This is a genomic window from Methylophaga thalassica MP (assembly GCF_000214595.1).
Classification (GTDB): Bacteria; Pseudomonadota; Gammaproteobacteria; order Nitrosococcales; family Methylophagaceae; genus Methylophaga; species Methylophaga thalassica.
In genome coordinates this window covers 1,958,617-1,982,009 of the sequence record NZ_AFIG01000001.1, presented here as the reverse complement: position 1 = coordinate 1,982,009, position 23,393 = coordinate 1,958,617, and the positions used below count along the sequence as shown (strand labels likewise).

Here is a 23,393-nt window from a genome sequence, read left to right as displayed (position 1 = left end):
ATGAGTGACATGAGGGTTAAGGACCTAGCTGGCACAGTCGGAATTACAGCTGAACGCTTGGTCGAACAGCTGAACGAAGCAGGGATTAACGTCTCAAAGCCTGATGATTTCATCACCGAAGATCAAAAACAGACGTTATTACAATTCTTGCAACAGCGTCATGGTAAATCTGGCGATGGTGAAACTACCACACCGAAGAAAATTACACTGAAGCGTAAGTCTGTCAGTGAAATTAAATTAGGTGGTGCTGCTCGTGGCGGTAAAAGTGTCAGTGTAGAAGTTCGCAAAAAGCGAACCTACGTAAAACGTGATGAAGTTGAAGATACAACTAATAACGCTGAACAAACACCTCAATTGAGTGTGGCTGAACAACAAGCTGCAGAGGTAGCGAGGCTTGAGGCTCTTCGCTTAGAAGAAGCTAAGCGTCGTCAACAAGAAGACGAAGCGCGACGTTTACGAGAGTCAGAGGAAGAAGCCGCTGCAGTGGCTGCTGCTATTGAAGCAGAAAATAAAGCTTCAGAAGAAGCTAAACTAGCAGCAGAAGAAGAGAGAAAAGCCCTGGAAGAAGAAGCTAAATCTAAGAAAGCTGAAAAAGCAATTGAAGAAAAAGTGAATCCTAAACCAAAGCAAACAACAGAAAAAACGTTATCCGCCTCACAGCTTGCTCATAAAAAGCTTGAAGAAGCCGATGCGAAACGCCGTGCTGCTAACCTAGCTCGAATAGAAGCTGAAAAGGCACTTGAAGCCAAGAAAAAAGCGCGCGAAGAAGAAGAGGCTTTAGAAAAAGAAAAAGAAAAAGCTCGAGCCGCAGCCGCTGAAGCTCAAGCCAAAGAGCAGAAAGCCGGTGTGCGTAAAACTAAAGATGCCGAAGCGAAACATAATCGTGATAAGTCTGGCCGTAAAGGTGGTCGTAACGATGATGATTTCGAGCGTAAAGAGCTCCATGTGACCGAAGGTAAAGGTGGTCGTCGTAAGAAGAAAAAAGGCGGCGGTGCATCTAAAGTTTCTGTAAGTAAAGATCAGGAACATGGTTTTTCTAAACCAACGGCGCCTGTTGTTCGTGAAGTGAATGTACCTGAAACGATTAGTGTTTCTGACTTGGCTCTACGAATGTCAGTTAAAGCCGCTGAAGTGATTAAAACCCTTATGGGGCTTGGTACGATGGCGACGATTAATCAGGTCCTGGATCAGGATACGGCGATTATCGTTGTTGAAGAAATGGGCCATATTGCGAAACCGATTCTGGAAAATGAAGTTGAACAAGCGCTTCAAGTTTCCGATGAGAATCAGGGCGAAGCTGTTCCAAGAGCACCGGTTGTTACCGTTATGGGTCATGTTGACCATGGTAAAACATCATTGCTGGACTATATTCGTCGCACTAAAGTAACTTCTGGCGAAGCCGGTGGTATTACACAACATATCGGTGCTTATAAAGTCGAAACCAGCCGTGGACAAATTGCTTTCCTTGACACGCCTGGCCATGCTGCTTTCACTGAAATGCGTTCTCGCGGTGCTAAAGTGACGGATATCGTTATCTTGGTTGTTGCCGCTGATGATGGTGTTATGCCGCAAACAATTGAAGCTATTCAGCATGCGAAAGCGGCTGAATCAATGATCATTGTTGCTGTGAATAAGATCGATAAGCAAGACGCTAATCCAGAACGTGTTAAACAGGAGCTGGCTAATCATGAAGTCATTCCTGAAGACTGGGGTGGTGATGTGCAATTTATTCCTGTCTCTGCATTGACAGGCCAGGGAATTGAAGACCTACTGGAAGCAATTTCTATTCAGGCTGAAGTAATGGAACTGAAAGCACCTGAAGAAGGTCCTGCACACGGTACGGTTATTGAGGCTCGTCTGGATAAAGGTCGTGGTACGGTCGTAACTGTTCTGGTACAGCAAGGTACGCTAAATAAAGGCGATATCGTTGTCGTAGGTCAGGAGTATGGTCGTGTCCGGGCTATGTTTAATGAAACAGGTGAACAGCTGAATCATGCTGGTCCATCAACACCAGTAGAGTTACTTGGTTTATCCGGTACTCCAGCAGCAGGTGATGAGCTTCAGGCTGCACCAGATGATCGTACCGCACGCGAAATTGCTAACTTCCGTCAAACCAAAGCCAGAGAGCAAAAAATGGCTCAACAGCAAGCGGCTAAATTGGACGAAATGTTCAATAAAATGGAAGAAGGTGACGTTAAAACACTTAATGTGGTTATTAAAGGCGACGTTCACGGTTCTGTTGAAGCGGTTAGTCAGGGACTACAAAAACTGTCTACAGATATGGTTAAAGTCAGAGTGGTTGGCTCAGGTGTTGGTGGTATTAATGAAACCGATGCTCAACTTGCGGCCGCATCTGATGCGATTCTGATTGGCTTTAACGTTCGTGCCGATAATGCAGCGCGAAAAGTGATTGCTGAAAAAGGTCTGGACGTTCAGTACTTCAGCATTATTTACGACTTGCTTGATGTCGTGACTAAAGCAATGACAGGTATGCTTGAACCTGTATATAGAGATGAGATAATTGGTCTGGCTCGAGTTGATGATGTATTCAGATCGCCTAAGTTTGGTGACATTGCCGGTTGTTTGGTTGTTGAAGGTACGGTTAAACGTAATAACCCAATTCGTGTACTACGTGACAATGTCGTTGTTTACGAAGGTGAACTCGAATCATTACGTCGTTTCAAGGATGATGTTAACGAAGTGAATGCGGGTACCGAATGTGGTATTGGTGTGAAAAACTACAAAGACGTTAAACCTGGCGACCAGATTGAAGTCTATGAACGTGTATTGATGAAACCGACCCTGTAATGGCAAGAGAATTTAGTCGTACAAATCGCTTTAGCGAAGTCATAATGAGAGAACTCGCGTTGATGCTTCAACGCGAGATTTCTGATCCACGTGTGGGTATGGTCACCGTCTCACATGTCGATGTCACTTCAGATCTGAAATATGCCAAAGTCTATGTAACGCGTTTTAATGGTTTCGAAGACGAGCAAGATATTAAAGAATGTCTGGCCGGATTAAATAGTGCCTCTGGTTATCTGCGCAGAGGTCTGGCGGGTCGCGTTAAACTCAGGAATATGCCTGAACTCCAGTTCTTCTATGATAAAACCTTAGAACATGGTTTTCATATGGATGATCTCATTGCCAAAGCGAATGCTGATATTCGTCGGGATGACGAAGACTAATTTATTCAGCAATGGCAAGACGACATAAAAAAGGCCGGGATATCACCGGTATTGTGATCATTGATAAACCTACTGGTCACAGTTCAAATCATATTCTTCAACGCGTTAAACGACTGTTTGATGCAAAAAAAGCAGGTCATACAGGGAGTCTTGATCCGCTAGCAACAGGTGTTTTGCCGGTCTGCCTGGGCGATGCTACCAAATTATCCAGTTATTTATTGGATGCTGATAAACAGTATCTGGTGACTTGCCAATTAGGCATTGTCACTGACAGTGGTGATTCGGATGGCAATGTCATCAATGAAATGCCTGTGCCAGAATTTAACGAAGACACATTAAGCCAGGTCACCCAGCAATTTCTAGGCGAAATCGAACAGGTTCCGCCCATGTTTTCTGCTCTAAAACATCAGGGCCAGCCGTTATACAAGTTGGCAAGACAAGGTATTGATGTTGAGCGAAAAGCGCGCCGCATTTTTATCTATGCTATCGATATAATCGATTGCCAGTCTGATCGCTTCACCTTATCCGTACGCTGTAGCAAAGGTACTTATATTCGTACCTTAGTTGAAGATATTAGCCATGCTTTAGGAACCGGTGGGCATGTCATCATGTTAAGAAGAACAGCGGTAGCAGGCTATGATTTATCAGAAGCGATAACCGTTGAAACCTTGCAGGAAATGGCCGACAAAGATGGTTTTGTAACATTAGATGCCAGCTTGCAGCAGGCTGAAGATGCTTTACCTGACTGGCCTGCAATTGTGCTTGATGAAGAGGGCACAAAAAGTATCGGTTTTGGGCAATCGGTCACTGTGCAAACACCCTTTAAAAGCGCAAATGTCAGATTATTTAATATGAATAATCAATTTCTTGGCCTAGGTGAGATGTCAGCAGAGGGAGTAGTAGCACCGAAGCGATTATTCGCGAATGCGGTGTCTTAACTTACGCCTTGTTTCGTATTAAGAAAGTCGGTAGAATTCCTACCTTCAAAAAGGTTGGCTGTTCTGGTGTGAAGTAGCTGGGGCAGTTCAGAATTTAACTAGTAGCGAAAGCTATATAAAGTTGGAGTATTTAATGTCTATTTCTGCACAACAAAAGAAAGAACTTATCACTAAATTTGCTCGTTCAGAAGGTGATACTGGTTCTGCTGAAGTACAAGTTGCTTTATTAACAGCACGTATTACAAACTTGTCAGAACATTTTAAAACAAACATTCACGATCATCATTCACGTCAAGGTCTGTTAAAAATGGTTAGCAGCCGTCGTAAAATGTTGGACTATCTGAAAAAGACAGATATCGAACGTTACCGTGCACTGATTGCTGAATTAGGTTTACGTCGCTAAGTTGATTTTGGTGACTCAGAATATGCAGCCAATGTGGCCGGTCAATTCGGCGACCTCAAGGCAGGATATATAAAATATGCCCCTGAAGCTATAACGGTTTCAGGGGCATATTCATTTTTAGATTTATGAATTCATATCAGTTGTGGAACGGGTCCATAACTGACAACAGAGAAGAGAAGGAAAAAAGAGTGAACTCAGTAAAAAAGACAGTTCAATACGGCCAGCACACATTAAGTTTAGAAACGGGGAAAATTGCACGCCAAGCGGGTGGTGCAGTTATCGCAAGTCTTGGTGAAACAGCAGTTTTAGTCACCGTTGTCGGTAAAAAAGAGGTTAAACCAGGCCAGGACTTTTTTCCATTAACAGTTAATTATCAAGAACGTGCTTATTCAGCTGGTAAAATCCCTGGTGGCTTTTTCAAACGTGAAGGACGTCCAACAGAAAAAGAAACACTGACTTCACGTCTGATTGACCGTCCTCTTCGCCCATTATTCCCAAATGGCTTTATCAATGAAGTTCAGGTTGTAGCCACAGTGATTGGTCTGGATCCAGAAATTGATCCTGATATTCCTGCAATGATTGGTGCATCTGCTGCCTTAGCTATTTCTGGTATCCCATTTAACGGTCCATTAGGTGCTGCGCGCGTAGGTTATATTGATGGCGCTTATGTTTTAAATCCAAATAAATCACAACTTGATAACAGCGCGTTGGATTTGGTTGTTGCGGGTACTGAGTCAGCCGTATTAATGGTTGAATCTGAAGCCTCTGAACTGCCTGAAGAAGTGATGCTGGGTTCAGTTATGTTCGGTCATCAGCAAATGCAAACAGCGATGGACTTGATTAAAGCATTGCAAGCTGAAGCGGGCAAACCTGCATGGGACTGGACGGCACCAGAGAAAGACGAAACCTTGTACAACATGGTTAAAGAACAAGCCTATGCTGGTATTCAAGCGGCATACGCGATTAGCGACAAACTGGCTCGTCTGGATGAACTGAGCAAAGTTAGAAACGCGGCTGTTGAAGCACTGGTCTCTGATGAGTCTGAATATGATGAAGAAGAGGTGAAAGGTGTTTTCTCCAAGCTTGAAAAAGAATTAGTTCGCGGCAGAATTATTGCTGGTGAACCACGTATTGATGGCCGTGATACTGCCAGCGTTCGTCCTATCTTTGTCGAAACAGGCCTGGTTCCACGTGTTCATGGTTCTGCATTATTCACTCGTGGTGAAACGCAGGCTATTGTCATCGCGACATTAGGTGCAGAGCGTGATGCTCAAACGATTGATGCGGTTGAAGGTGAATACCGTGATCGCTTTATGTTGCATTACAACTTTCCTCCTTACTGTGTAGGTGAAACCGGTATGGTGGGTTCGCCAAAACGTCGTGAAATTGGTCACGGTAAATTGGCGAAACGTGGCGTGCAAGCGGTTATGCCAACTGCAGCTGAGTTCCCCTATGTGGTTCGTGTGGTCTCTGAAATCACTGAATCAAACGGTTCAAGCTCAATGGCCTCTGTTTGTGGTACTAGCTTGGCATTGATGGATGCTGGTGTACCTATCAAAGCGCCTGTTGCTGGTATCGCGATGGGGTTAATCAAAGAAGAAAATGGTTATGCTGTTCTGACAGATATCTTGGGTGATGAAGATCACTTGGGCGATATGGACTTTAAAGTGGCTGGTACTGAAAAAGGTGTTACAGCGCTGCAAATGGATATCAAGATCGAAGGTATCAATGAAGAAATCATGCGCACTGCATTAGCACAGGCACGTGATGGTCGTATGCATATCCTGACAAAAATGAATGCGGTCATTTCTTCACATCGTACTGAAATGTCTGAGTTTGCACCTCGCATCATCACCATTAAAATCAATGCAGATAAAATTCGCGATGTTATTGGTAAAGGTGGTGCTACTATCCGTGCAATTACCGAAGAAACAGGCGCTACAATCGATATCCAGGACGACGGTACCGTGATGATCTTCTCTTCTGATTACAATGCCGGACAACAGGCATTACGCCGAGTAGAAGATATTACCGCTGAAGTTGAAGTTGGCAAGATCTATGAAGGTCGCGTCGCTAAATTAATGGACTTTGGTGCGTTTGTCACCATTCTGCCTGGTAAAGATGGTCTGGTACACATTTCTCAAATTTCTGAAGAACGAGTTGAAAATGTGTCGGATAAACTCTCTGAAGGGGATTTAATCCAGGTGAAAGTTCTGGAAGTTGATCGCCAAGGCCGTATTCGTTTAAGTATGAAAGCGGTTAATGAAGAAACAAAAGAAGAAGAATAAATTTTTCTTTAATGTGTTCTGAAAAAGCCCCGCAATGCGGGGCTTTTTTTTATCAAAATAAATATAAATTTTTATCACCATTCAGACAATCACAGACCTGAGCAGACCTTATATAAATAGGAAAGAGTTCCTCTTGATAAGCTAAATGATAACGATTATCATTGATAAATTGAAAAGGGGGATTTATGGCTCAAGAAAATGACGCAGTAAGTGCAGCAGAGAATATTGGCAATAGTGCAGACACAGCAACGAATGTAGATTCTGCTGCCAATGCTGATCCAAGTGCAGTTACTACAGGGATAACTGATGCATTGAATGGTACGGATGTCAGTACCTTAACTCAGCAGCAACCTGATGCGCTTATGTCTCAATTTGCTGAATTCATGCATGTTGGCGGTCCGGTTGTCTGGATTCTAACGGGATTTTCGGTTATCGCTTTAGCGATTGTGTTAATCAAACTTTGGCAGTTTATGTCTACGCGTCCAGAGTCTGCAAAACACCTCAAGTCTGTGATTCGTGACTGGCAAAAAGGTGATGCGGCTGAAGCCATGGTGAGACTCAATCCAAAACGTCCGGTAGATGAGTTAGTCTTAATCTCTATTCGTGGTTTAACACAACATAAAATGGATTTGGCCACGTTAAAAGAAGAGCTGGATCGTGTTGCAACGCTTCGTCTCAATCAATTACGTGCGTATTTACGACCATTGGAAGTGATTGCCACATTAAGTCCATTATTAGGTTTGTTAGGTACTGTACTAGGAATGATCGTAGCTTTTCAGCAAATGGAAGCAGCGGGAAATCAGGTTGATCCTTCTGTGTTATCAGGTGGTATCTGGCAGGCATTGTTGACCACTGCTGTCGGTCTTGCTGTCGCTATTCCTGTGGTGACTGTACATAACTGGATGGAACGTAAGGTTGAACGTGTCGCTGCATTAATGAACGACACCGTCACACAAATCTTTACTGTTGAACGTGCTCAGCCTGTTTCTGCAGATAATAAAACCATGCGCCATGCTGCTTAATACTGAACAGCCAAGACATAAAAGGGCGATTAGTCTGACACCACTGATTGATGTTGTGTTCATTCTGCTATTATTTTTTATGCTCTCGTCCACCTTTATTCAGTGGCGCCAAATTGACGTATCGGCCCCGAGTGAATCACAGTCTGAATCACGTGATCAGCGTGTGGTAACGCTGATATCTAACGACGGCAAATATAAAATCGGCAATATGACCTTATCTCTTAAAGATATGGATTCTGTTATGACAGTCGTTAAACAGGATCCTGAAGCCGTGTATGTCATTGATGTGAAATCAGGTATTGAAACGCAAACAATGATTGATTTACTGGATGCATTTAAACAAGCTGGTGCCAAATCAGTCAGTCTGGCTGGAGTGAACTGATGAAAGTCGCGCAAACAATTCAACATAAAAAACCAGATCAGGATGATAGTCTGGTACCACTGATAAATATTGTTTTTTAATGCTTATCTTTTTTATGGTAGCAGGCCATATCAGTCAATCCGATCCAATTAAAGTCCAACCGCCTTTATCGTCTAGTGAGACAAAACAGATAGAGCAGCCTCTGGTTATTGTGGTATCTGACAATGGTCAAGTAGCGATTGAGCAGGACATTGTGGACGATAATGCATTATTACCCGTTATTAACAAGCAATTTGAGGCTGCAGCAGATAAAGACAAGTTTCGTATTTTAGTCAAAGTGGATGGCAGTTTGCCTGTCGAACGCTTACAGTACGTATTATCGATTATCAAACAGTCAGGTATTAAACGTGTTTCACTAGCCACACAAAAACAAGCGGAAGTGTCATGACAAAACATCGTTATTGGATATTTGCGCTGTTTATAGCGGTTGCTATTCACGCCGCAGGCTTTGCTTTCTTTACTTATCATGCTGAAGACGATGATGGAGCTGAACTTGAGGGATTGCAGGGAGTAGAAATTGATCTCGGTATGCTGGGTGATCTTGGTGAAGTAGAGAAAACGGAAGAACAATCGACTGAAACCGAACCAGAGCCGGAGCCACAGAAAGAGCCAGAACCTGAACCTCAGCCCGTAGTGGAACCTGAACCTGTTGTTGAGCCTGAGCCGGTGATTGAGCCGAAAAAAGTGGAAGCAAAACAAAAAACAGAAACAAAAGTAAAAGCACAACCGAAGCCTAAACCACAAAAAGTGGTTGAAGAGGTAATTGAGAAAGAAGTAGAGCCGGTTAAGCCAGTTAAACAGCACACTGTAGCCAGTAGCACAACAAGCACAAGTGATAATAAACAAACATCACAGAAAAAGACTACCGGCCAAGCTAGTACTCAATTGAGTGGTGGTCAAATTGCTGCACAGAAATCGTATTACAGTGAACTCGCTGCTACGCTTGCTAAGCATAAGCGCTACCCTATGGCATCCAGGCGTCGTGGTGAAGAAGGGATTGTTAAACTCTTTTTTATTGTCGATCGTACCGGCAAGGTGCTGGAGTTTCGTATTACAAAAAGTTCAGGTTCAGCACGTTTGGATGAAGCTGTAATTAGCATGTTAAAAAAAGCACAGCCACTGCCATCGTTTCCTGATGATATGACGCAGTCTCAGCTCGAAGTTAATGTGCCTATTGCTTTCCAGTTAAATTCATAAGCTGATATTGATTTGATAATTGCTAATGGTGGTTAATATGCGTTCAATCTGGGTCGTCGCTCACCGCTGGTTTGGTCTGGCTACGGCAGTTTTTCTGTTTATTGCTGGACTGACCGGGGCGATCATTTCATGGGATCATGAGGTCGATGAGTGGTTAAACCCTCAGCTTTATAAAGCAAAAACACAAAGCCTAGATAACGATTTGGTGAGTCCGTTAACACTTGCAAACAAATTCGAAGCGGAAAACCCACAGTTAATGGTCAGCTTTATGCCACTCAATATTGAAGCTGATCATAGTTTATTGATGACAGTGATGCCGAGACCTTTACCTGAAACAGGTAAGGCAGCACCTGTTGATTTCAATCAAGTTGCGATTGATCCTGCGACGTCAGAAGTCCAGGCAAACAGAATGTGGGGCCAGATATCACTGAGTCGAGAGAATATTCTTCCTTTTTTATACAAGCTACATTACAGCATGCATATTCCAGATGGTTTTGGTATAGAGCTAGGTATTCTCTTTATGGGAATTATTGCTATTGTCTGGACGATAGATAGCTTTATTGCATTATGGATTAGCTTCCCAAAAGCCAAAAGTTGGAAAAAGTCATTCCGGTTTCGCTGGAAAAAAGGCGGTTACAAATTAAACTTTGATTTGCACCGTTCTGGAGGCGTTTGGCTCTGGGGATTTGTAGTGATATTGGCTGTTACATCGATTTCGATGAATCTGAATAACGAAGTGATGCGACCAGTGATATCTGTTTTTTCTGAACTGACACCAACACCATTTGATCAGCGTACGCCCACAGCATTGGATGAGCCGGTGAATGCTGAACTGACACGCGAACAAATTTTACCCCTTGCGCGTGAGCAGGCCGATAAAATGGGGATTACAGATCCAGCCGGCGGTATTTTTTATGCATCTCACTACGATGTTTACGGGGTTGGTTTTTATAGACCAGAGAATGATCATGGTGATGGTGGTTTAGGTAATCCATGGCTGTATTTTGATGGTAAAAGTGGTGAATACCTTGGTGGTAAATTGCCGGGACAAGGAACTGCCGGAGATATTTTTATTCAAGCCCAATTCCCATTACACTCTGGCCGCATCATAGGTCTACCAGGGAGAGTGATGGTTTCTATCATGGGACTGATGATAGCGATTTTCAGCGTCACCGGTATTATTATCTGGGCAAAAAAACGCCGTGCCAGAGTCTCTACCCGAATCAATCAAGCGCTGAGTATGTCTTCTTCTCTCCACTAACATAGATAATGCTATGCTAGCTTCATTTGAATAAATGAAGGAGATATTATGCGTATTGATTGGCATCAGGTTTATGCCGCCATTTGGCGAAGCCGGAGTCAAAAGTTAAAGCCGGTGGTTCGCCTTGACGCTGTTCGAATGGATGAACTGCAGGGAATCGATAGACAAAAACAAGCTATTATTGAAAACACACAGCATTTTCTGGAAGGCAAAACCAGCAATCATGCCTTGTTATGGGGAGCGAGAGGTACAGGTAAATCTTCTCTGATTAAGGCGCTCCTGAATGAAATGGCACCTCAAGGCTTACGTATCATTCAAATTGATAAAGATGATCTGAGTTTTCTGCCTGAAATCCTTGATGAGTTGGAAGAAGAAAGTGAGCAATTTCGCTTTATCATTTTTTGTGATGATCTATCGTTTGAAGCCGGTGAATCCAGTTATAAACCATTAAAAACCTTACTGGAAGGTGGATTGGAACTGCCCCCTGAACATGTCAGACTTTATGCTACATCAAACCGACGTCATCTATTGCCAGAAAAGCAGTCTGAAAATCAGCTAAGTGGATTAGTCGATGGTGAAGTGCATTATGCTGATAGCCTGGAAGACAAATTAGCCCTATCGGATAGGTTCGGACTGACCTTATCTTTCTACCCAGCTAACTGGGAAAATTATTTTGCTATAGTTGAAAAATTATTTGCCGATATCAGTACTGATAAGAGTCAATTACATGAGGCTGCCCGCCTTTACGCGATGGGAAGGGGGAGCCACAGTGGTAGAACGGCAAAACAGTTTTATCAATATTATCGTGCTCAGTTTTAGCTATAACCACACGAATGCTTGGTTGATTATTGATCATCTGTTTGGCTAAATGAAATTAAACAATGAATGATGATGTCTAGCATCTAAATACTTACTTTTATTCATTGATATAGAGTAGCGTGGCTGTAATTTCATAAAGGATTATCGAAATGAATCGAGACAATTCTTTTTTCGAGTTTGACGCCGAGAATACTATTTCCTCAACGTCGAAAAAGCCGCGTTGGTTAGTCCTCAGTGTAGAGGATAATGACACTTTTCAACAATCATTAGTCAATGCCTTATCAAGAATGATTGTACAAGGGCATACCATGGAAGTGCTCACAGCCTCTTCAGCAAAAGAGGCTCGACTTATCCTGGAAAAGCGTCCAGATATTAATTTGATACTCCTCGATGTTGTTATGGAATCGGATGATGCTGGCTTACGCTTAGTTGATTACATCCGCAGTACGCTCAATAATCCTATTATTCGAATTATTTTACTAACCGGGCAGCCCGGAGTCGCCCCCAATCGTGATGTGATGGAGCAGTATGATATTGACGATTACTGGTCTAAAACCGACTTGGGTGAAGAGCACTTATTCAATGTGATGAATGGTAATCTGAAAACCTGGCGTCGCATGAACGAGTTAAAAAGTGCCCGTCAGGGATTAGAAAGAGTCGTCACTGCTTCACAAGCCATTTCAAGACAGAACGACTTACCCCATTTTTCGCAAACTGTGCTTGAAGAAATCGACCGGATTATCGGGATCACCGACGGCGGTATTATGAGTTTGAAAATGACGGAGTCGCTTGATTTAGAAAAAGGCTCCGCCGTTTTAGCGGCAACAGGCCAATATCAACCTTATGTAGGTCAATCAATTACTATTCTGGAAAATGAAATCCTGTTAAAAAGAATAAAAAAAACGATACAGCAAAAACAGCACATGTTTGTAGGACGCTATTCGTTATTGTATTTTTCATTTAAACAGCCTAATCCGGTTTATTATCTAATTGTCGTCAAGTCCGCCACAGCATTAACTGAGTCAGATATTCACTTACTAAAGGTCTTTGGCGAGAATATCTACAATGGTTTTGCCAATATTGCACTCACAGAATATTTAAACGAACTGGCATTCAAACATTGGCAAACCGGGATATATAATCGGAACTGGTTTTGTCAACAACTGGTTGCTGATGAGTATTGGGTTGAGCAGGCACAAATTGTTTTAATTTCGATTGATAGATTCAGTGATATTACGGTGACTTTTGGTGAGAAGTTTGCCATTCAATTATTAAAGACAGTGCACGACGAGTTATCACAAGTTGAAGGAATACAAGCGATAGCCATCATCAGTCGGGACGCATTTGCAATTTTATTGGATAAGTCACATGTACTATCTGCTTCAAGATTTGATGAGATATTAGGTAAGAAAAACCAGATCCAGCGTCGTGAGCATAAGATTATTGCGAAAGCAGTTTCAGCTCAGTTAGATCCATCATTGAACCGAAGTCCCGAGCGTCTACTTGGACAAATGGAGAGTCACCTATATCGTCTCAGAGCCGTCAGTAGCAGCCATTTTCACCACGTTTCGTTAGACAACGAAGCCATGTTTTCTAAGCATTTGGAAATGTTGAATGATTTCAATATTGGTCTGACAAAAAATGAAATACACGCCTACCTTCAACCCAAAGTCGATATGGTGAGCAGGAGATTGATTGGTTTTGAGGCACTGGCACGCTGGTTTAAATCAGATGGTGAAATGGTACCGCCAGATATTTTTATCCCTATTGCTGAAGCATCAGGCTTAGTGGAGCAGTTAGATAAAGCCATATTATTGCAATGCTGTGCGGCCATCAAACAATTACAGGCTGCTGGGATAAGTGTACCTATTTCTTTTAATGTCTCCTGCCATGAATTATTACTCAGTGATTTTTCCTCTACTATTCTGTCATTACTTGAGGCAGAAGCTATTTCGCCGCATCAGGTCGATATGGAAATAACTGAAACCTTAGCCATGATTGATTATGAGCAGGTATCAGCAACATTGAGAAAGCTCATTGCTCTTGGAATGGATGTGAGTATTGATAACTTTGGTACTGGTTTCTCTTCTTTATCACATGTGACAGAACTGGCTGCAACTACCTTAAAAATTGATAAATCGTTCGTGCAGTATCTTGGTGAAAGAGAATCGTCTGAACATGTGGTAGATATGATCATACGGGTAGCGACACGGTTCGGACTCAAAGTGATTGCTGAAGGTGTCGAAACCACACTGCAAAGGGATAAGTTGATTGAACTTGGATGTACTTTAGGGCAGGGCTATTTTTATGCCAGACCAATGCCTATTGATGAGGCGGTTGTGTGGGCACTAAAACACCAGTAACAGCCTATGAAACCAAGGGATTTGATCTGCCATTAATATTCAGAAATGTATGGCAAAGCCTGGTTATTCTCTATCTGCCCATTTTCTTTGTTATCAGCTTTCTCAGTTATCACATTTATCTTCAAATACTTGAATCAAATTATCAGCCGTATTTTGAAGCACAGCAAAATCGGCTCGATAATGCTATGAATACTTTTTCAAGAGAACTGGGACATATCCAACAGTTAATTCGTCTGCTTCGTTACAATCAACAGTTTGAACAATCATTGCCGTTTGGCCAGCCGCCGGATTTTTCTTCAATAGAAAAGGTGTTTACTGATTTCTCAAACGTTTCATCTTATATCAGTCAGGTGAGGTGGCTGGATAAGCATGGGATGGAAAAAGTCCGAGTCAATATCAATGGCGATAACATCATCGTTGTTGAGCAAAAACAATTACAAGATAAATCTAAACGTGGCTATTTTCAGGCAGGGATGAAACTTCGGGGAGATGACGTATTTATTTCATCGATAAACCCCAATATTGAAAATGGTAATGTCATCATGCCTCTGGAAAAAACTATCCGGGCAGTGATGCATACTGCGCCGGAGGATGGTTTACAGGATGGGGTATTAATCATCAATTTTGTGTTAAATGATATGCTTGAGTCCCTCAACCAGGGGCAAAGCAATAAATTACGCATAATTGATAATAAAGGTTATTGGATTATGCATCCTAATGCTTCGCTTGATTTTCGTTCGTATACAGACTACCTCGTCAGAACAAACACCTTACTACAAGCTGATGTCATCAGAACTATACTTAAGCAACAGCCATTACATAACTTCATAAAAGACAACAGGCTGATCAGTTACAGTGTTATAGATCTTGGTGATAATACGGCCGAGAGTCGTCACCGCCTGTTTTTTATTGATAGCTCCGAACCGGATTTATTAAATGATGTCGAGCAAAAAGTTGCTTTAATTGTCTTTAGTCCGGCTATATCGATTTTGCTGATTGTCTTGTTTTTGATTTGGCGTTTTCTTCACGATGGACGAAAACAGTATGACTTGTTCAGAGAACTGGCTATAGAGAAAGAGGCATTATCTCTCTCTAATCAACAATTAAAGATCGCCTATGAACAACAACAGCAAATGCAGGACACCATGGTCGAACTGCGTAAGCTGTCTTCAATGGGGATGATGGTGGCAGGTTTAGCTCATGAATTAAATACGCCGTTAGGCGGTGCTTCACTGACATTATCGAGCCTTGATTCATCCCGTAGACAACTAGCTTTAGCGGTCACGGAAGGGTTGAGAAAAAGTGATCTTCAGGATTATTTAACACAGACGGCCGATACGATTGAACTTGCTCAAAAAAATCTACGAAGAGCCACTGATTTAGTCACCAGTTTTAAACGTCTGGCGGTTGACCGACATACTGATGAGGCAACAGAATTTGATTTAATGCTGGTGATTAAAGATGTCACCACAACGTCTTTACCCAGACTGAAGGGGTTGGATATTCGTGTGGATATATCTGGGCCTGAAGAGCTAGTGATACAGAGTTACGCTGGCATTATTTCGCAGTTATTCCAGAACATGATTGATAATGCGATTGCACATGGTTTCGCTGGACGTGCTGGCGGGCAAGTTCAGATAGACGTTTTTCAGGAAACACTAGATCATGTGACGGTAACAATCTCTGATAATGGCAACGGTATTGAGGCGGATCGATTGAAAAAAATCTTTGATCCGTTTGAAACTAACGCGAGGGGAGAAGGACACACAGGCCTTGGATTACACCTTTGCCACCAGTGGATCACACAGTTGTTACACGGCTCAATTAGCGTAAGCTCACAGCCTGGTAAAGGCACGTCCTTCATACTGGTTATTCCCGTTCAGCTGAATGAGCCGGGATAATCGATAACGTCACAGTGTGGCCGTCACTATTTACTTGATTTTGATACTGCCACTGCAATTTACGACAAAGTTGTTCGGTGAGTTGCAGACCTAAACCAAAGCCCTGATCTTCGCTGCTATTACCTTTATCGGCTTGAGTGGAGTGATTTCGAATGCTGATCTGCGCACCATGCTGTTGAATACTGACATGGCCATTCCAGGTATGCTGAAAAGCATTTCTTATCAGGTTGCCAATGATGATTCTTGCTGCCACGGAAGACTCATGCAACTCACATTCTTGTGTTTCAACTTGGATAGTAACGGGTTTGCTTTTGAGCAAATAACGTAATTCATCGACTAAGTTATCGATTAATTCATCCAGACGAAAATGCTGTTTGACCAATGAGTCAGTCTCATCACGATTTAGCCACAATAATGTTTCGCACAGATTCTGCATCGTCAGGCTGGCGCGTTCAATTCGTTCAAAAATTTCCTGCTGCTTATCGGGTAAAGCGCTGGACTGTTTTTGCTGAATTTTATGCATTAATTCCACATTATTTCTGATCACACTGATAGGTGTGCGTAATTCATGACTGGTAAAGCGTAAGAATTTTTGTTCGCGTTCCATCGATTCATTGACGGATGATAAAGAACCCTTAATCAGCTCCGCCATCTCATTAAGCTCTGGATAGGCAAAATCAGGCGGTGATTGTTTTAATGTTTCTGGGCGAAGTTCATGTGTCCATTTTGTGAGTTTTGAGACCGGCTGCGATAAACGTTTCATCAATAACCAGGTCACCAGCGCGAGGAGCAGGGTAATACCCATACTCAGGCTGATAATAAGCTGGCGGCTCTGTCTGGCATTTTGACCAACTAAGGGAGAAGCATCCGCCCTGGTAAAAGCACGACTGACAAAATAAGTCTGACCTTCCACTCTCAATTTGATCAGAAAATACATTAAATAAGGACGTTTTCCAGGTTCAGCCTGTTTACGTTGCTTATGTAACTCACCAAACCGTTTGGGTTCTTTAAAGTAGGTTTTTATCTGTTCGGTCTGCGCTTCCCATGTTTGTGTGACAGTGTAATTATCAACATTGCCTGGATTTGCCTTTCCCTCTTTTATGCCACTAAGATAATCTTCCGCTGCGTTCTCCATATTGGCTGAAATAATGCTATCCATGCCACGGAAAAAGAAATGAATACTGAGCATAGAGTAACCCGTAACAATGGTTATTCCGAGTATCAAAAAAGACAGAGCGATCCAGAGTTTGAGGCTGAGTTTAAGTTTCATTTCTTAGTGCAAACCCATGGCCGGAAATGGTGTGAATTAAATTTTTATCAAATGGCGCATCAACGGCTTTTCTTAGATGAAACATGTGTACTTTGAGACTGTCGCTATCAGGTGGTGAATCGCCCCAGATAGCGGCTTCCAGTTTTTGTTTGCTTACCACATCGGGGTAAGCACGCATTAAGACTTCTAATAACTGCCAACTGGTTGGTGAAAGTTTTAAGTTCAGTCCTCGGCGAGTGACAGTTTTTGTCTGAAGATCCATAATTAAATCATCGCATTGCAAGCGTTGCACCTGACCACTACGACGACGTGCCAGTGCCTGAATACGTACAACCAGTTCATCCAGATCAAACGGTTTGACCAAGTAGTCATCTGTTCCAGTGTTAAAACCGGTAATTTTGTCACTGATTTGGTCACGTGCTGTCAGCATCAGAATAGGGATATCATAACCTTGTCCGCGTAATCGCTCACACACTGTCAGACCATCCATTCTGGGCAGATTTAAGTCCAGTAACAATACATCATAGTGATTGTCCTGACTTAACTGTAAGCCAGCAATCCCATTACTGGCATGATCACATTCGATATTTTCTAAACTGAGATAATCAATGACCGTTTCAGCCAGGTCGAGGTCATCTTCGATTAATAACACATGGAACATGGTTAATTTACCTCAGCACGGTGTGTGATGGATTTTCGTTTAAATAAGGCTAAAACATCATTTTGAATCAGTAATAAGCTTGGAATTAAAATCAAAGTGATGATAGTGGCAAACATAATGCCGTAGCCCAGAGAAACTGCTGCCGGAATTAAAAACTGGGCCTGCCGGGAGGTTTCACTTAATAAAGGCATCAGACCGGCAAATGTGGTGACAGAGGTCAACAATACCGGGCGTAAACGACTTCGGCAGGCGATGCTGATGGCTTGTTTAATATCGTCATATTCATGGCGAATATCATTGAAGCGTGAGACTAGCAGTAGGCTGTCGTTGACCACCACACCACTTAAAGCAATGATGCCATTCAACGATAAAATACCTAAGGTCAGATCGTTGACCCAGTGACCAAGTATGGCACCGACAATGCCGAAGGGAATAGCGGTCATAATCAATACCGGCTGAATGTAGGAACGCAACGGAATCGCCAACAGCATATAAATTATCAGGATGGCGATTAATGAGACATGCACCATCGAAGACTCTGTTTCAGCTTGTTCTTCAGCTTCACCGGCGAAGTGAATATCCAGCCCCGGATATTTTCGCATTAAATTAGGCACAATATTCGTCTGTAACTGTGATACCAGTTCAGTAGTGGATAAGATATCTTTGTTCACATCCGCAGAAATATATACCGCCCGTTTTTTATCTATTCGGGTGATTGAATCGCGGGTAAAACCGAAACTGACATTCGCCACACTCGATAATGGCACGACATCGCCATTCGGCGTTCTGACACGTGAGTTGAGTACGTCGGCGGCATTTTGACGTTGTTCTTCCGGATAACGTACCTTGACTTCAATTTCATCACTATTGCGTTGATAGCGTTGAACGACTTGACCACTAAAGCCCTGTAATATTTGTACTGCCAAATCGTTTGTGGTCATCCCCAATGCCCGGCCTTGAGGGTTCAGTGATAAATGTAATTGCGGCTGACCCGGCTCAAGATTATCGTCAATACCACTGATAGCAGGGATAGCCGTCAAGGTATTTTTAATATCGTTACCCGCCAGTTCAAGAATCTGATCATCATTGGCACGTAATTCAATACGAAGATCTTCCACTGATCCATGTCGTGATCTGACACTGACGGTTTTTGCCCCTTCAGGTATGCCGACTAACTGACGCCAGTGATGGCTGAAGGTAGTAATGTCATAAGGTGCACTAGACTTTAGTTCGACCGTGACCGTACCTGCCTGATCACTCGATGACAAAATTTGCAGATTAGCAATATCATCGTTACCACCTAACTCTTTGTCTGTCTGATAAGCCAGTTTTTCCATCAAAGCCAGGTCATTATGTGTCAAGCCATAGCTCACATCGTTTTGCATCGTGAGCTGAGCACGGACGGTATCGCCTGGAATAGAAGGGAAAAAGCTCAGTCTAACCATGCCGGTCATCGGCATAGTCATCACAAAAATAAATAAAGCAATAAACAAAACGGTGACCGCATAGCGTTGGTTTAATGCGAAATTAATTGTTGGGCGGTAACAGGATTGATTAAACCATTGCAGACCACTATCCATCATGTGCTGAATGGTATGCCAGACTTTTAACAATCCACGCTCGCTGATTTGACGCCGGGTGTTCAGATGGGCGAGATGCGCAGGCAGAATTAATTTTGATTCTATAATGGATAAAATCAGACAGATTGTGACCACGGCGGCAAATTGTGAATACAGCCTGCCCAAGCCACCTTCGAGTTGCGATAAGGCGTAGAATGCAGCGACTGTAGTGAAGACACCGAATAGAGTAGGAATCGCAACGATCATGGTGCCTTTGATAGTATTTTCAATAGTATCGCCTTCTTTCGATCTGACATCGTAAACCGATTCACCCACAACGACGGCATCATCAACCACAATACCTAATGCCAACAGAAAGCCAAAGGTAGTGAATTCATTGAGTGATAGCCCCATAAAGCTGTCGCCCATAAAATAAAGTGTGCCGAAAAAGATGAACGGCAGTCCCATGGCAACCCAGAAAGCGACGGTCAGGTTCAGGAACAAAGCAAGCAGAATGAAAACCATAACGATGCCGGTAAAGGCATTTTTAACCAATAATTCCAGACGCTGTTTAATGGATTCGCTACGGTCATACCAGGCTTCGAGCTGAACGTTGTCAGGCAGCTTTCCATCCTGCTGCCATTCCTCAGCTACTTTTTTTGCAGCATTAACCGTATTGGTGATGTCATCCTGACCGGTGGTGATGACTTGTAATGCAATACTGTCATGGCCTTGAAAGCGAGATAAGACCGAAGTACTGTCATCATAGGTATCATTTATTTTGGCGACTTCACCCAACATTAGTTGGTTACCATTCGCCAGTGTGAGTAGCGGAATAGAGGCAAAGTCCTGCTTCAGATAAGCCTGCTCTGATGCTTTTAGCTGCAAGTAAACCGTTTTATTGCGTAATACTGCCGTCATGGTATTGGATGAACCGGCGTTAATTGCTTCTTCTACATCAGATAAAGACAGGCCGTAGGATTGTAATTTGCCATCATCAATTTCTATGGCCATCATCGGATCCAGCCAACCAGAAATATTGACTGAGCTGATATTGGGATTGGCGATTAGGTCAGTTTTTAAATTGTAAGCAAGTTGTTGCAGGCTATGTCTGTCGGTATCACCATACAACTGCAACCACAGTGAGTGTTCTTCACGTTGTGCTTTTTCAATAACCGGTTTTTTGGCATCAGCCGGAAAGGTAGATATCGCATCAACTTTGGTTTTGACATCACGTAATAAAGTGTCGAGGTCATATTCACTTTGTTTCTCAACATTGACAGTGACGCCTGTACCGGTCGAAGTACTAGTAATACGTTTTATACCAATCACGTCCTCAAGCTGTTCTTCTATCTTTATCGCCAGTCCTTCTTCTGACTGTTTGGCAGAACCGCTGTCATACGATACGGAGATAGTTAAAGAGCTTGGATCCTGGCTTGGGAAGGCTTCTTTACGTAATTGACCTGACTCCAGCACACCCAGCACAATGACCAGAATCATGAGTAAGTTAGCGGCCACCGGATTAGCGGCAAACCAGCCTATAATCCCACTTGAGAATGATTTTTTCATCATTAAAGCGCTACCTCAACCGGGTTAACAGCCATGCCTTCAAGGTAGCTGTTTAAAGGGCTAACGAGGATCATAACGGGCGTATTGTTTAAAGATTCAGGTGGTTGTATATAGATATAACCGCTGCTGGAAAATAATGGCGAGGCACTGAATTTTTGCAGAGTGTTGTCCGCAGAAACATACCAGACTTCACCGCGTTGACTTAAGGCGCTGTTAGGCAGTTTCCAGACACCAGCGACATTTCTACCTGTGATATGGGCGCTGACAAAGGTACCAGGGAATAAGGCGGGTTCGAGATCCAGAGGTTCATCTACTGCAATAATGAGACTGCGCTGGCGGGTTTCGACATTCAGATTTTGCTCAGCCCTTAAAACACGTCCCTGCCATATATGATGATCTTCGACACTTTCAATTTCAACGGGCCACTTCCCACTGTTGAGTATTGCCAGACTAGGTAAGTTATTCCACTCTTGAGCAGACAGCGCCACACTGATTTCAACACGATCAGTACTGTATAAGGTCGCCACTTCAGAGCCTGTTTGTACATAACCGCCAGGGGATACGGCACGGTTGATCACTAACGCATCAAAAGGCGCTTTTATAGCGGATTGAGACAGATCTTTTTCAGCTGCTTTTAAGCTGGCCTCTGCCTGTTTTACCGTTGCTTTTGCTGCAGCTAGTTGGGGTTTTCGTAATACTAAATCGGAATCAGGTTCGCCTTCTAATCCCGATGATTTCCATTCACTTAAAGCCTGTAAACCTTGTCGTTCCTCTTCAAGTAAACTGACTTTAGCTGAACTTAATGCCTGGCGTGCACTTTCAACAGCAGCTTGATATTCACTGTTTTCCAGCCTTGCCATTATGGTATTTTTTTTGAGCCGTTTACCGGTTTCAAACTGATCTGATATGGAATCAATCTGTCCGGCCACCTGCGCAGTTAAAGAGATATCAAAGTGCGGTTTGGCCGCACCGTAGGCTTTGACTTCAGATGCATAGCTACCTGCTACCACTTTAATCACAGACACATCCGGGCTCGGTGCTTGCTCTTTTTTCGTCGGAATAGGGCGATTGGCCTGTGCTGCAGACAGGTGCTTTACCACCACGACAGTGATAATCAAAATGCAGCAAGCAATAAAGAATAAAATGATTTTTGGTAGGTGGCGTTTCATGATGCTGTTCCCAGGCCCAGTGCTAAGCCAAGATTAATGCGGTTGATTAAACGTTGATAAATCAGGTTGTCCAGAGAGGCTTCCAGATTGTAGGTTTGTTGTTGAACAGTTAATAAATCCAGAATATCGACTAGGCCGGTTCGATAACTTGTTTGATATTGTTTCAGACTGTTCTGGGCACTTTTTAATGCAGCGGAAATATGTTGCTGACGAGTCATCAGATTTTGTTCCAGACTCAGGTATCGTTCCACTTCATTAATAGCGGTTAATAGTGTTTCTCGGTAGCTCTGGTAGCTATAAGCTTCATTTAACTCAGCTTCTTTGGCAGCAGCACGTAGTTCTCCGCCTTGATAAATCGGGGCTGTCAGTTGCGCCAGTAATGACCACAAAGGTGAAGTCATTAATGCCTGGTGAGGTGAAGAGGCCGCATCTTTGATTGCAGCGCCGAGATCCAAATTAGGCAGTAGTTGTTTATACGCTACTTTGGTTCGTAACTGATTGGCTTCTATTGCAGTATAAGCGGCTTGTAAATCGGGCCGACGTGCCAGAGTTTGTTGTGGTAAGTCAGCTAGTGCCAGTTTGACTTGAGGGTAGCTTTCCGGAGCAGCGACGTCCTGAGCATTGCTCAGTCCCACTAATTGCTTCAAGTCACGCTGTTGTTGACGGTAATCTTCTTGATAGGAAGCCAGACTTGCCCTGGATTGTGCACTGGCACTGCGAGCATTATCCAGATCTTCTAACGTACCAATGCCATTTCTGTAGCGTTGCAGAATATAGGTTTCATTTTGCTCTAGGGTATTCAAGCGCTGCTGTTCTATATCAATGGCATGTGACGTAGCAGTGAGATTTAACCAGGCTTTCATTACTTCGGCGCTCAAACTATCTCGGGCCGCCTGATAAAGCAGGGCTTGTTCTATAACGTCTTTACTGGCTGCCTGACTATTGTTTTTTAACTTACCCCATAGGTCAGCCTGCCAGCTGATATCAATATTACTAGTAAAGCTATCCGAAGCATTTTCACTGCGGGTGGCACTGGCATCCGCACTGACTTGTGGTTTACGTGCCGCATCGGTTTGTTGTAACTGTGTTTGACGAATTTGTAGCGTTAACCAGGTCTGCTGCAATGTGGGATTGTTAGCGACAGCTGTTTCTACCAGCTGATTGAGCTGCTCTGAATCAATCAGACTATTAAGCGAAACAACAGCAATAGCATCAGCAGATTGTGACCAGGCAGGCAGCGCTTGTTGTTGCTCAATTTGTTGTGTGTAATCAGGACTCGCAGGCATGGAAATACATGCTGACAGCAACAATGTAGTACTCAACAGTGTGATTACTTTGCTTTGTCTGACACAAGCTAACTTCAT

The 23,393-nt window shown here is 43.1% G+C and carries 18 protein-coding genes; 13 read left to right on the top strand and 5 right to left on the bottom strand.

Annotation, left to right across the window (positions count from 1 at the left end; translation table 11 throughout):
* The 13 genes from infB to MAMP_RS09195 all read left to right on the top strand — a co-directional run bounded on the left by infB (position 1) and on the right by MAMP_RS09195 (position 15,801).
* Positions 1 to 2,808: a translation initiation factor IF-2 gene (infB, locus tag MAMP_RS09255; RefSeq protein ID WP_007145769.1), complete on the top strand. Its 2,808-nt coding sequence runs from the start codon at positions 1 to 3 to the stop codon at positions 2,806 to 2,808.
* Positions 2,808 to 3,188: a 30S ribosome-binding factor RbfA gene (gene rbfA, locus MAMP_RS09250; RefSeq protein WP_007145768.1), complete on the top strand. Its 381-nt coding sequence runs from the start codon at positions 2,808 to 2,810 to the stop codon at positions 3,186 to 3,188. Before infB ends, rbfA begins: the two co-directional genes overlap by 1 nt.
* Before the next feature lie 11 nt (positions 3,189 to 3,199).
* Positions 3,200 to 4,126 carry a tRNA pseudouridine(55) synthase TruB gene (truB, locus tag MAMP_RS09245; protein ID WP_007145767.1) on the top strand — a complete coding sequence of 309 codons (927 nt, stop codon included), beginning with the start codon at positions 3,200 to 3,202 and terminating at the stop codon, positions 4,124 to 4,126.
* 133 nt (positions 4,127 to 4,259) lie between these two features.
* On the top strand, positions 4,260 to 4,529 hold the full coding sequence (rpsO, locus tag MAMP_RS09240; RefSeq protein WP_007145766.1) for a 30S ribosomal protein S15: 270 nt from the start codon (positions 4,260 to 4,262) through the stop codon (positions 4,527 to 4,529).
* 188 nt (positions 4,530 to 4,717) lie between these two features.
* A complete protein-coding gene (gene pnp, locus MAMP_RS09235) occupies positions 4,718 to 6,817 on the top strand; it encodes a polyribonucleotide nucleotidyltransferase (RefSeq protein ID WP_007145765.1) in 2,100 nt (699 codons plus the stop codon).
* Between the two features lie 185 nt (positions 6,818 to 7,002).
* Positions 7,003 to 7,839: a MotA/TolQ/ExbB proton channel family protein gene (locus tag MAMP_RS09230; protein WP_007145764.1), complete on the top strand. Its 837-nt coding sequence runs from the start codon at positions 7,003 to 7,005 to the stop codon at positions 7,837 to 7,839.
* The gene (locus MAMP_RS09225) at positions 7,829 to 8,221 is read left to right on the top strand and encodes an ExbD/TolR family protein (RefSeq protein WP_007145763.1); all 393 of its coding nucleotides are present in this window, start codon (positions 7,829 to 7,831) and stop codon (positions 8,219 to 8,221) included. The genes MAMP_RS09230 and MAMP_RS09225 overlap by 11 nt, the downstream gene beginning before the upstream one ends.
* 79 nt (positions 8,222 to 8,300) lie before the next feature.
* The gene (locus tag MAMP_RS09220; RefSeq protein WP_007145762.1) at positions 8,301 to 8,648 is read left to right on the top strand and encodes an ExbD/TolR family protein; all 348 of its coding nucleotides are present in this window, start codon (positions 8,301 to 8,303) and stop codon (positions 8,646 to 8,648) included.
* On the top strand, positions 8,645 to 9,457 hold the full coding sequence (locus tag MAMP_RS09215; RefSeq protein WP_007145761.1) for an energy transducer TonB: 813 nt from the start codon (positions 8,645 to 8,647) through the stop codon (positions 9,455 to 9,457). Before MAMP_RS09220 ends, MAMP_RS09215 begins: the two co-directional genes overlap by 4 nt.
* Positions 9,458 to 9,494: 37 nt before the next feature.
* Positions 9,495 to 10,718: a PepSY-associated TM helix domain-containing protein gene (locus tag MAMP_RS09210; protein WP_007145760.1), complete on the top strand. Its 1,224-nt coding sequence runs from the start codon at positions 9,495 to 9,497 to the stop codon at positions 10,716 to 10,718.
* Positions 10,719 to 10,766: 48 nt separating this feature from the next.
* A complete protein-coding gene (locus MAMP_RS09205) occupies positions 10,767 to 11,537 on the top strand; it encodes an ATP-binding protein (protein WP_007145759.1) in 771 nt (256 codons plus the stop codon).
* Between the two features lie 149 nt (positions 11,538 to 11,686).
* Entirely contained in the window at positions 11,687 to 13,900 is a 2,214-nt protein-coding gene (locus MAMP_RS09200) for a GGDEF/EAL domain-containing response regulator (protein WP_007145758.1), read from the top strand.
* On the top strand, positions 13,879 to 15,801 hold the full coding sequence (locus tag MAMP_RS09195; protein ID WP_007145757.1) for a sensor histidine kinase: 1,923 nt from the start codon (positions 13,879 to 13,881) through the stop codon (positions 15,799 to 15,801). The genes MAMP_RS09200 and MAMP_RS09195 overlap by 22 nt, the downstream gene beginning before the upstream one ends.
* Here the strand turns inward: MAMP_RS09195 and MAMP_RS09190 are convergent.
* Genes MAMP_RS09190 through MAMP_RS09170 form a run of 5 tightly spaced genes read right to left on the bottom strand, consistent with a single transcriptional unit; the run spans position 15,770 to position 23,393 of the window.
* The gene (locus MAMP_RS09190) at positions 15,770 to 17,071 is read right to left on the bottom strand and encodes a sensor histidine kinase (protein WP_040576264.1); all 1,302 of its coding nucleotides are present in this window, start codon (positions 17,069 to 17,071) and stop codon (positions 15,770 to 15,772) included. The two genes, MAMP_RS09195 and MAMP_RS09190, sit on opposite strands and share 32 nt — an antisense overlap.
* Complete coding sequence (locus MAMP_RS09185; RefSeq protein WP_007145755.1) at positions 17,061 to 17,732, bottom strand: response regulator transcription factor; 672 nt, start codon at positions 17,730 to 17,732, stop codon at positions 17,061 to 17,063. Before MAMP_RS09185 ends, MAMP_RS09190 begins: the two co-directional genes overlap by 11 nt.
* A gap of 2 nt (positions 17,733 to 17,734) precedes the next feature.
* On the bottom strand, positions 17,735 to 20,863 hold the full coding sequence (locus tag MAMP_RS09180; RefSeq protein ID WP_007145754.1) for an efflux RND transporter permease subunit: 3,129 nt from the start codon (positions 20,861 to 20,863) through the stop codon (positions 17,735 to 17,737).
* Positions 20,863 to 22,029, bottom strand: a complete 1,167-nt coding sequence (locus tag MAMP_RS09175; RefSeq protein ID WP_007145753.1) for an efflux RND transporter periplasmic adaptor subunit — start codon at positions 22,027 to 22,029, stop codon at positions 20,863 to 20,865. The genes MAMP_RS09180 and MAMP_RS09175 overlap by 1 nt, the downstream gene beginning before the upstream one ends.
* The gene (locus tag MAMP_RS09170) at positions 22,026 to 23,393 is read right to left on the bottom strand and encodes a TolC family protein (RefSeq protein ID WP_050797528.1); all 1,368 of its coding nucleotides are present in this window, start codon (positions 23,391 to 23,393) and stop codon (positions 22,026 to 22,028) included. Before MAMP_RS09170 ends, MAMP_RS09175 begins: the two co-directional genes overlap by 4 nt.

Bases quoted from the DNA above. Each gene is read 5' to 3' on its own strand.
- infB (WP_007145769.1), top strand. From the start codon at position 1: ATGAGTGACATGAGGGTTAAGGACCTAGCTGGCACAGTCGGAATTACA.
- rbfA (WP_007145768.1), top strand. From the start codon at position 2,808: ATGGCAAGAGAATTTAGTCGTACAAATCGCTTTAGCGAAGTCATAATG.
- truB (WP_007145767.1), top strand. From the start codon at position 3,200: ATGGCAAGACGACATAAAAAAGGCCGGGATATCACCGGTATTGTGATC.
- rpsO (WP_007145766.1), top strand. From the start codon at position 4,260: ATGTCTATTTCTGCACAACAAAAGAAAGAACTTATCACTAAATTTGCT.
- MAMP_RS09230 (WP_007145764.1), top strand. From the start codon at position 7,003: ATGGCTCAAGAAAATGACGCAGTAAGTGCAGCAGAGAATATTGGCAAT.
- MAMP_RS09225 (WP_007145763.1), top strand. From the start codon at position 7,829: ATGCTGCTTAATACTGAACAGCCAAGACATAAAAGGGCGATTAGTCTG.
- MAMP_RS09220 (WP_007145762.1), top strand. From the start codon at position 8,301: ATGCTTATCTTTTTTATGGTAGCAGGCCATATCAGTCAATCCGATCCA.
- MAMP_RS09215 (WP_007145761.1), top strand. From the start codon at position 8,645: ATGACAAAACATCGTTATTGGATATTTGCGCTGTTTATAGCGGTTGCT.
- MAMP_RS09210 (WP_007145760.1), top strand. From the start codon at position 9,495: ATGCGTTCAATCTGGGTCGTCGCTCACCGCTGGTTTGGTCTGGCTACG.
- MAMP_RS09205 (WP_007145759.1), top strand. From the start codon at position 10,767: ATGCGTATTGATTGGCATCAGGTTTATGCCGCCATTTGGCGAAGCCGG.
- MAMP_RS09200 (WP_007145758.1), top strand. From the start codon at position 11,687: ATGAATCGAGACAATTCTTTTTTCGAGTTTGACGCCGAGAATACTATT.
- MAMP_RS09190 (WP_040576264.1), bottom strand. From the start codon at position 17,071: ATGAAACTTAAACTCAGCCTCAAACTCTGGATCGCTCTGTCTTTTTTG.
- MAMP_RS09185 (WP_007145755.1), bottom strand. From the start codon at position 17,732: ATGTTCCATGTGTTATTAATCGAAGATGACCTCGACCTGGCTGAAACG.
- MAMP_RS09180 (WP_007145754.1), bottom strand. From the start codon at position 20,863: ATGATGAAAAAATCATTCTCAAGTGGGATTATAGGCTGGTTTGCCGCT.
- MAMP_RS09175 (WP_007145753.1), bottom strand. From the start codon at position 22,029: ATGAAACGCCACCTACCAAAAATCATTTTATTCTTTATTGCTTGCTGC.
- MAMP_RS09170 (WP_050797528.1), bottom strand. From the start codon at position 23,393: ATGAAGTTAGCTTGTGTCAGACAAAGCAAAGTAATCACACTGTTGAGT.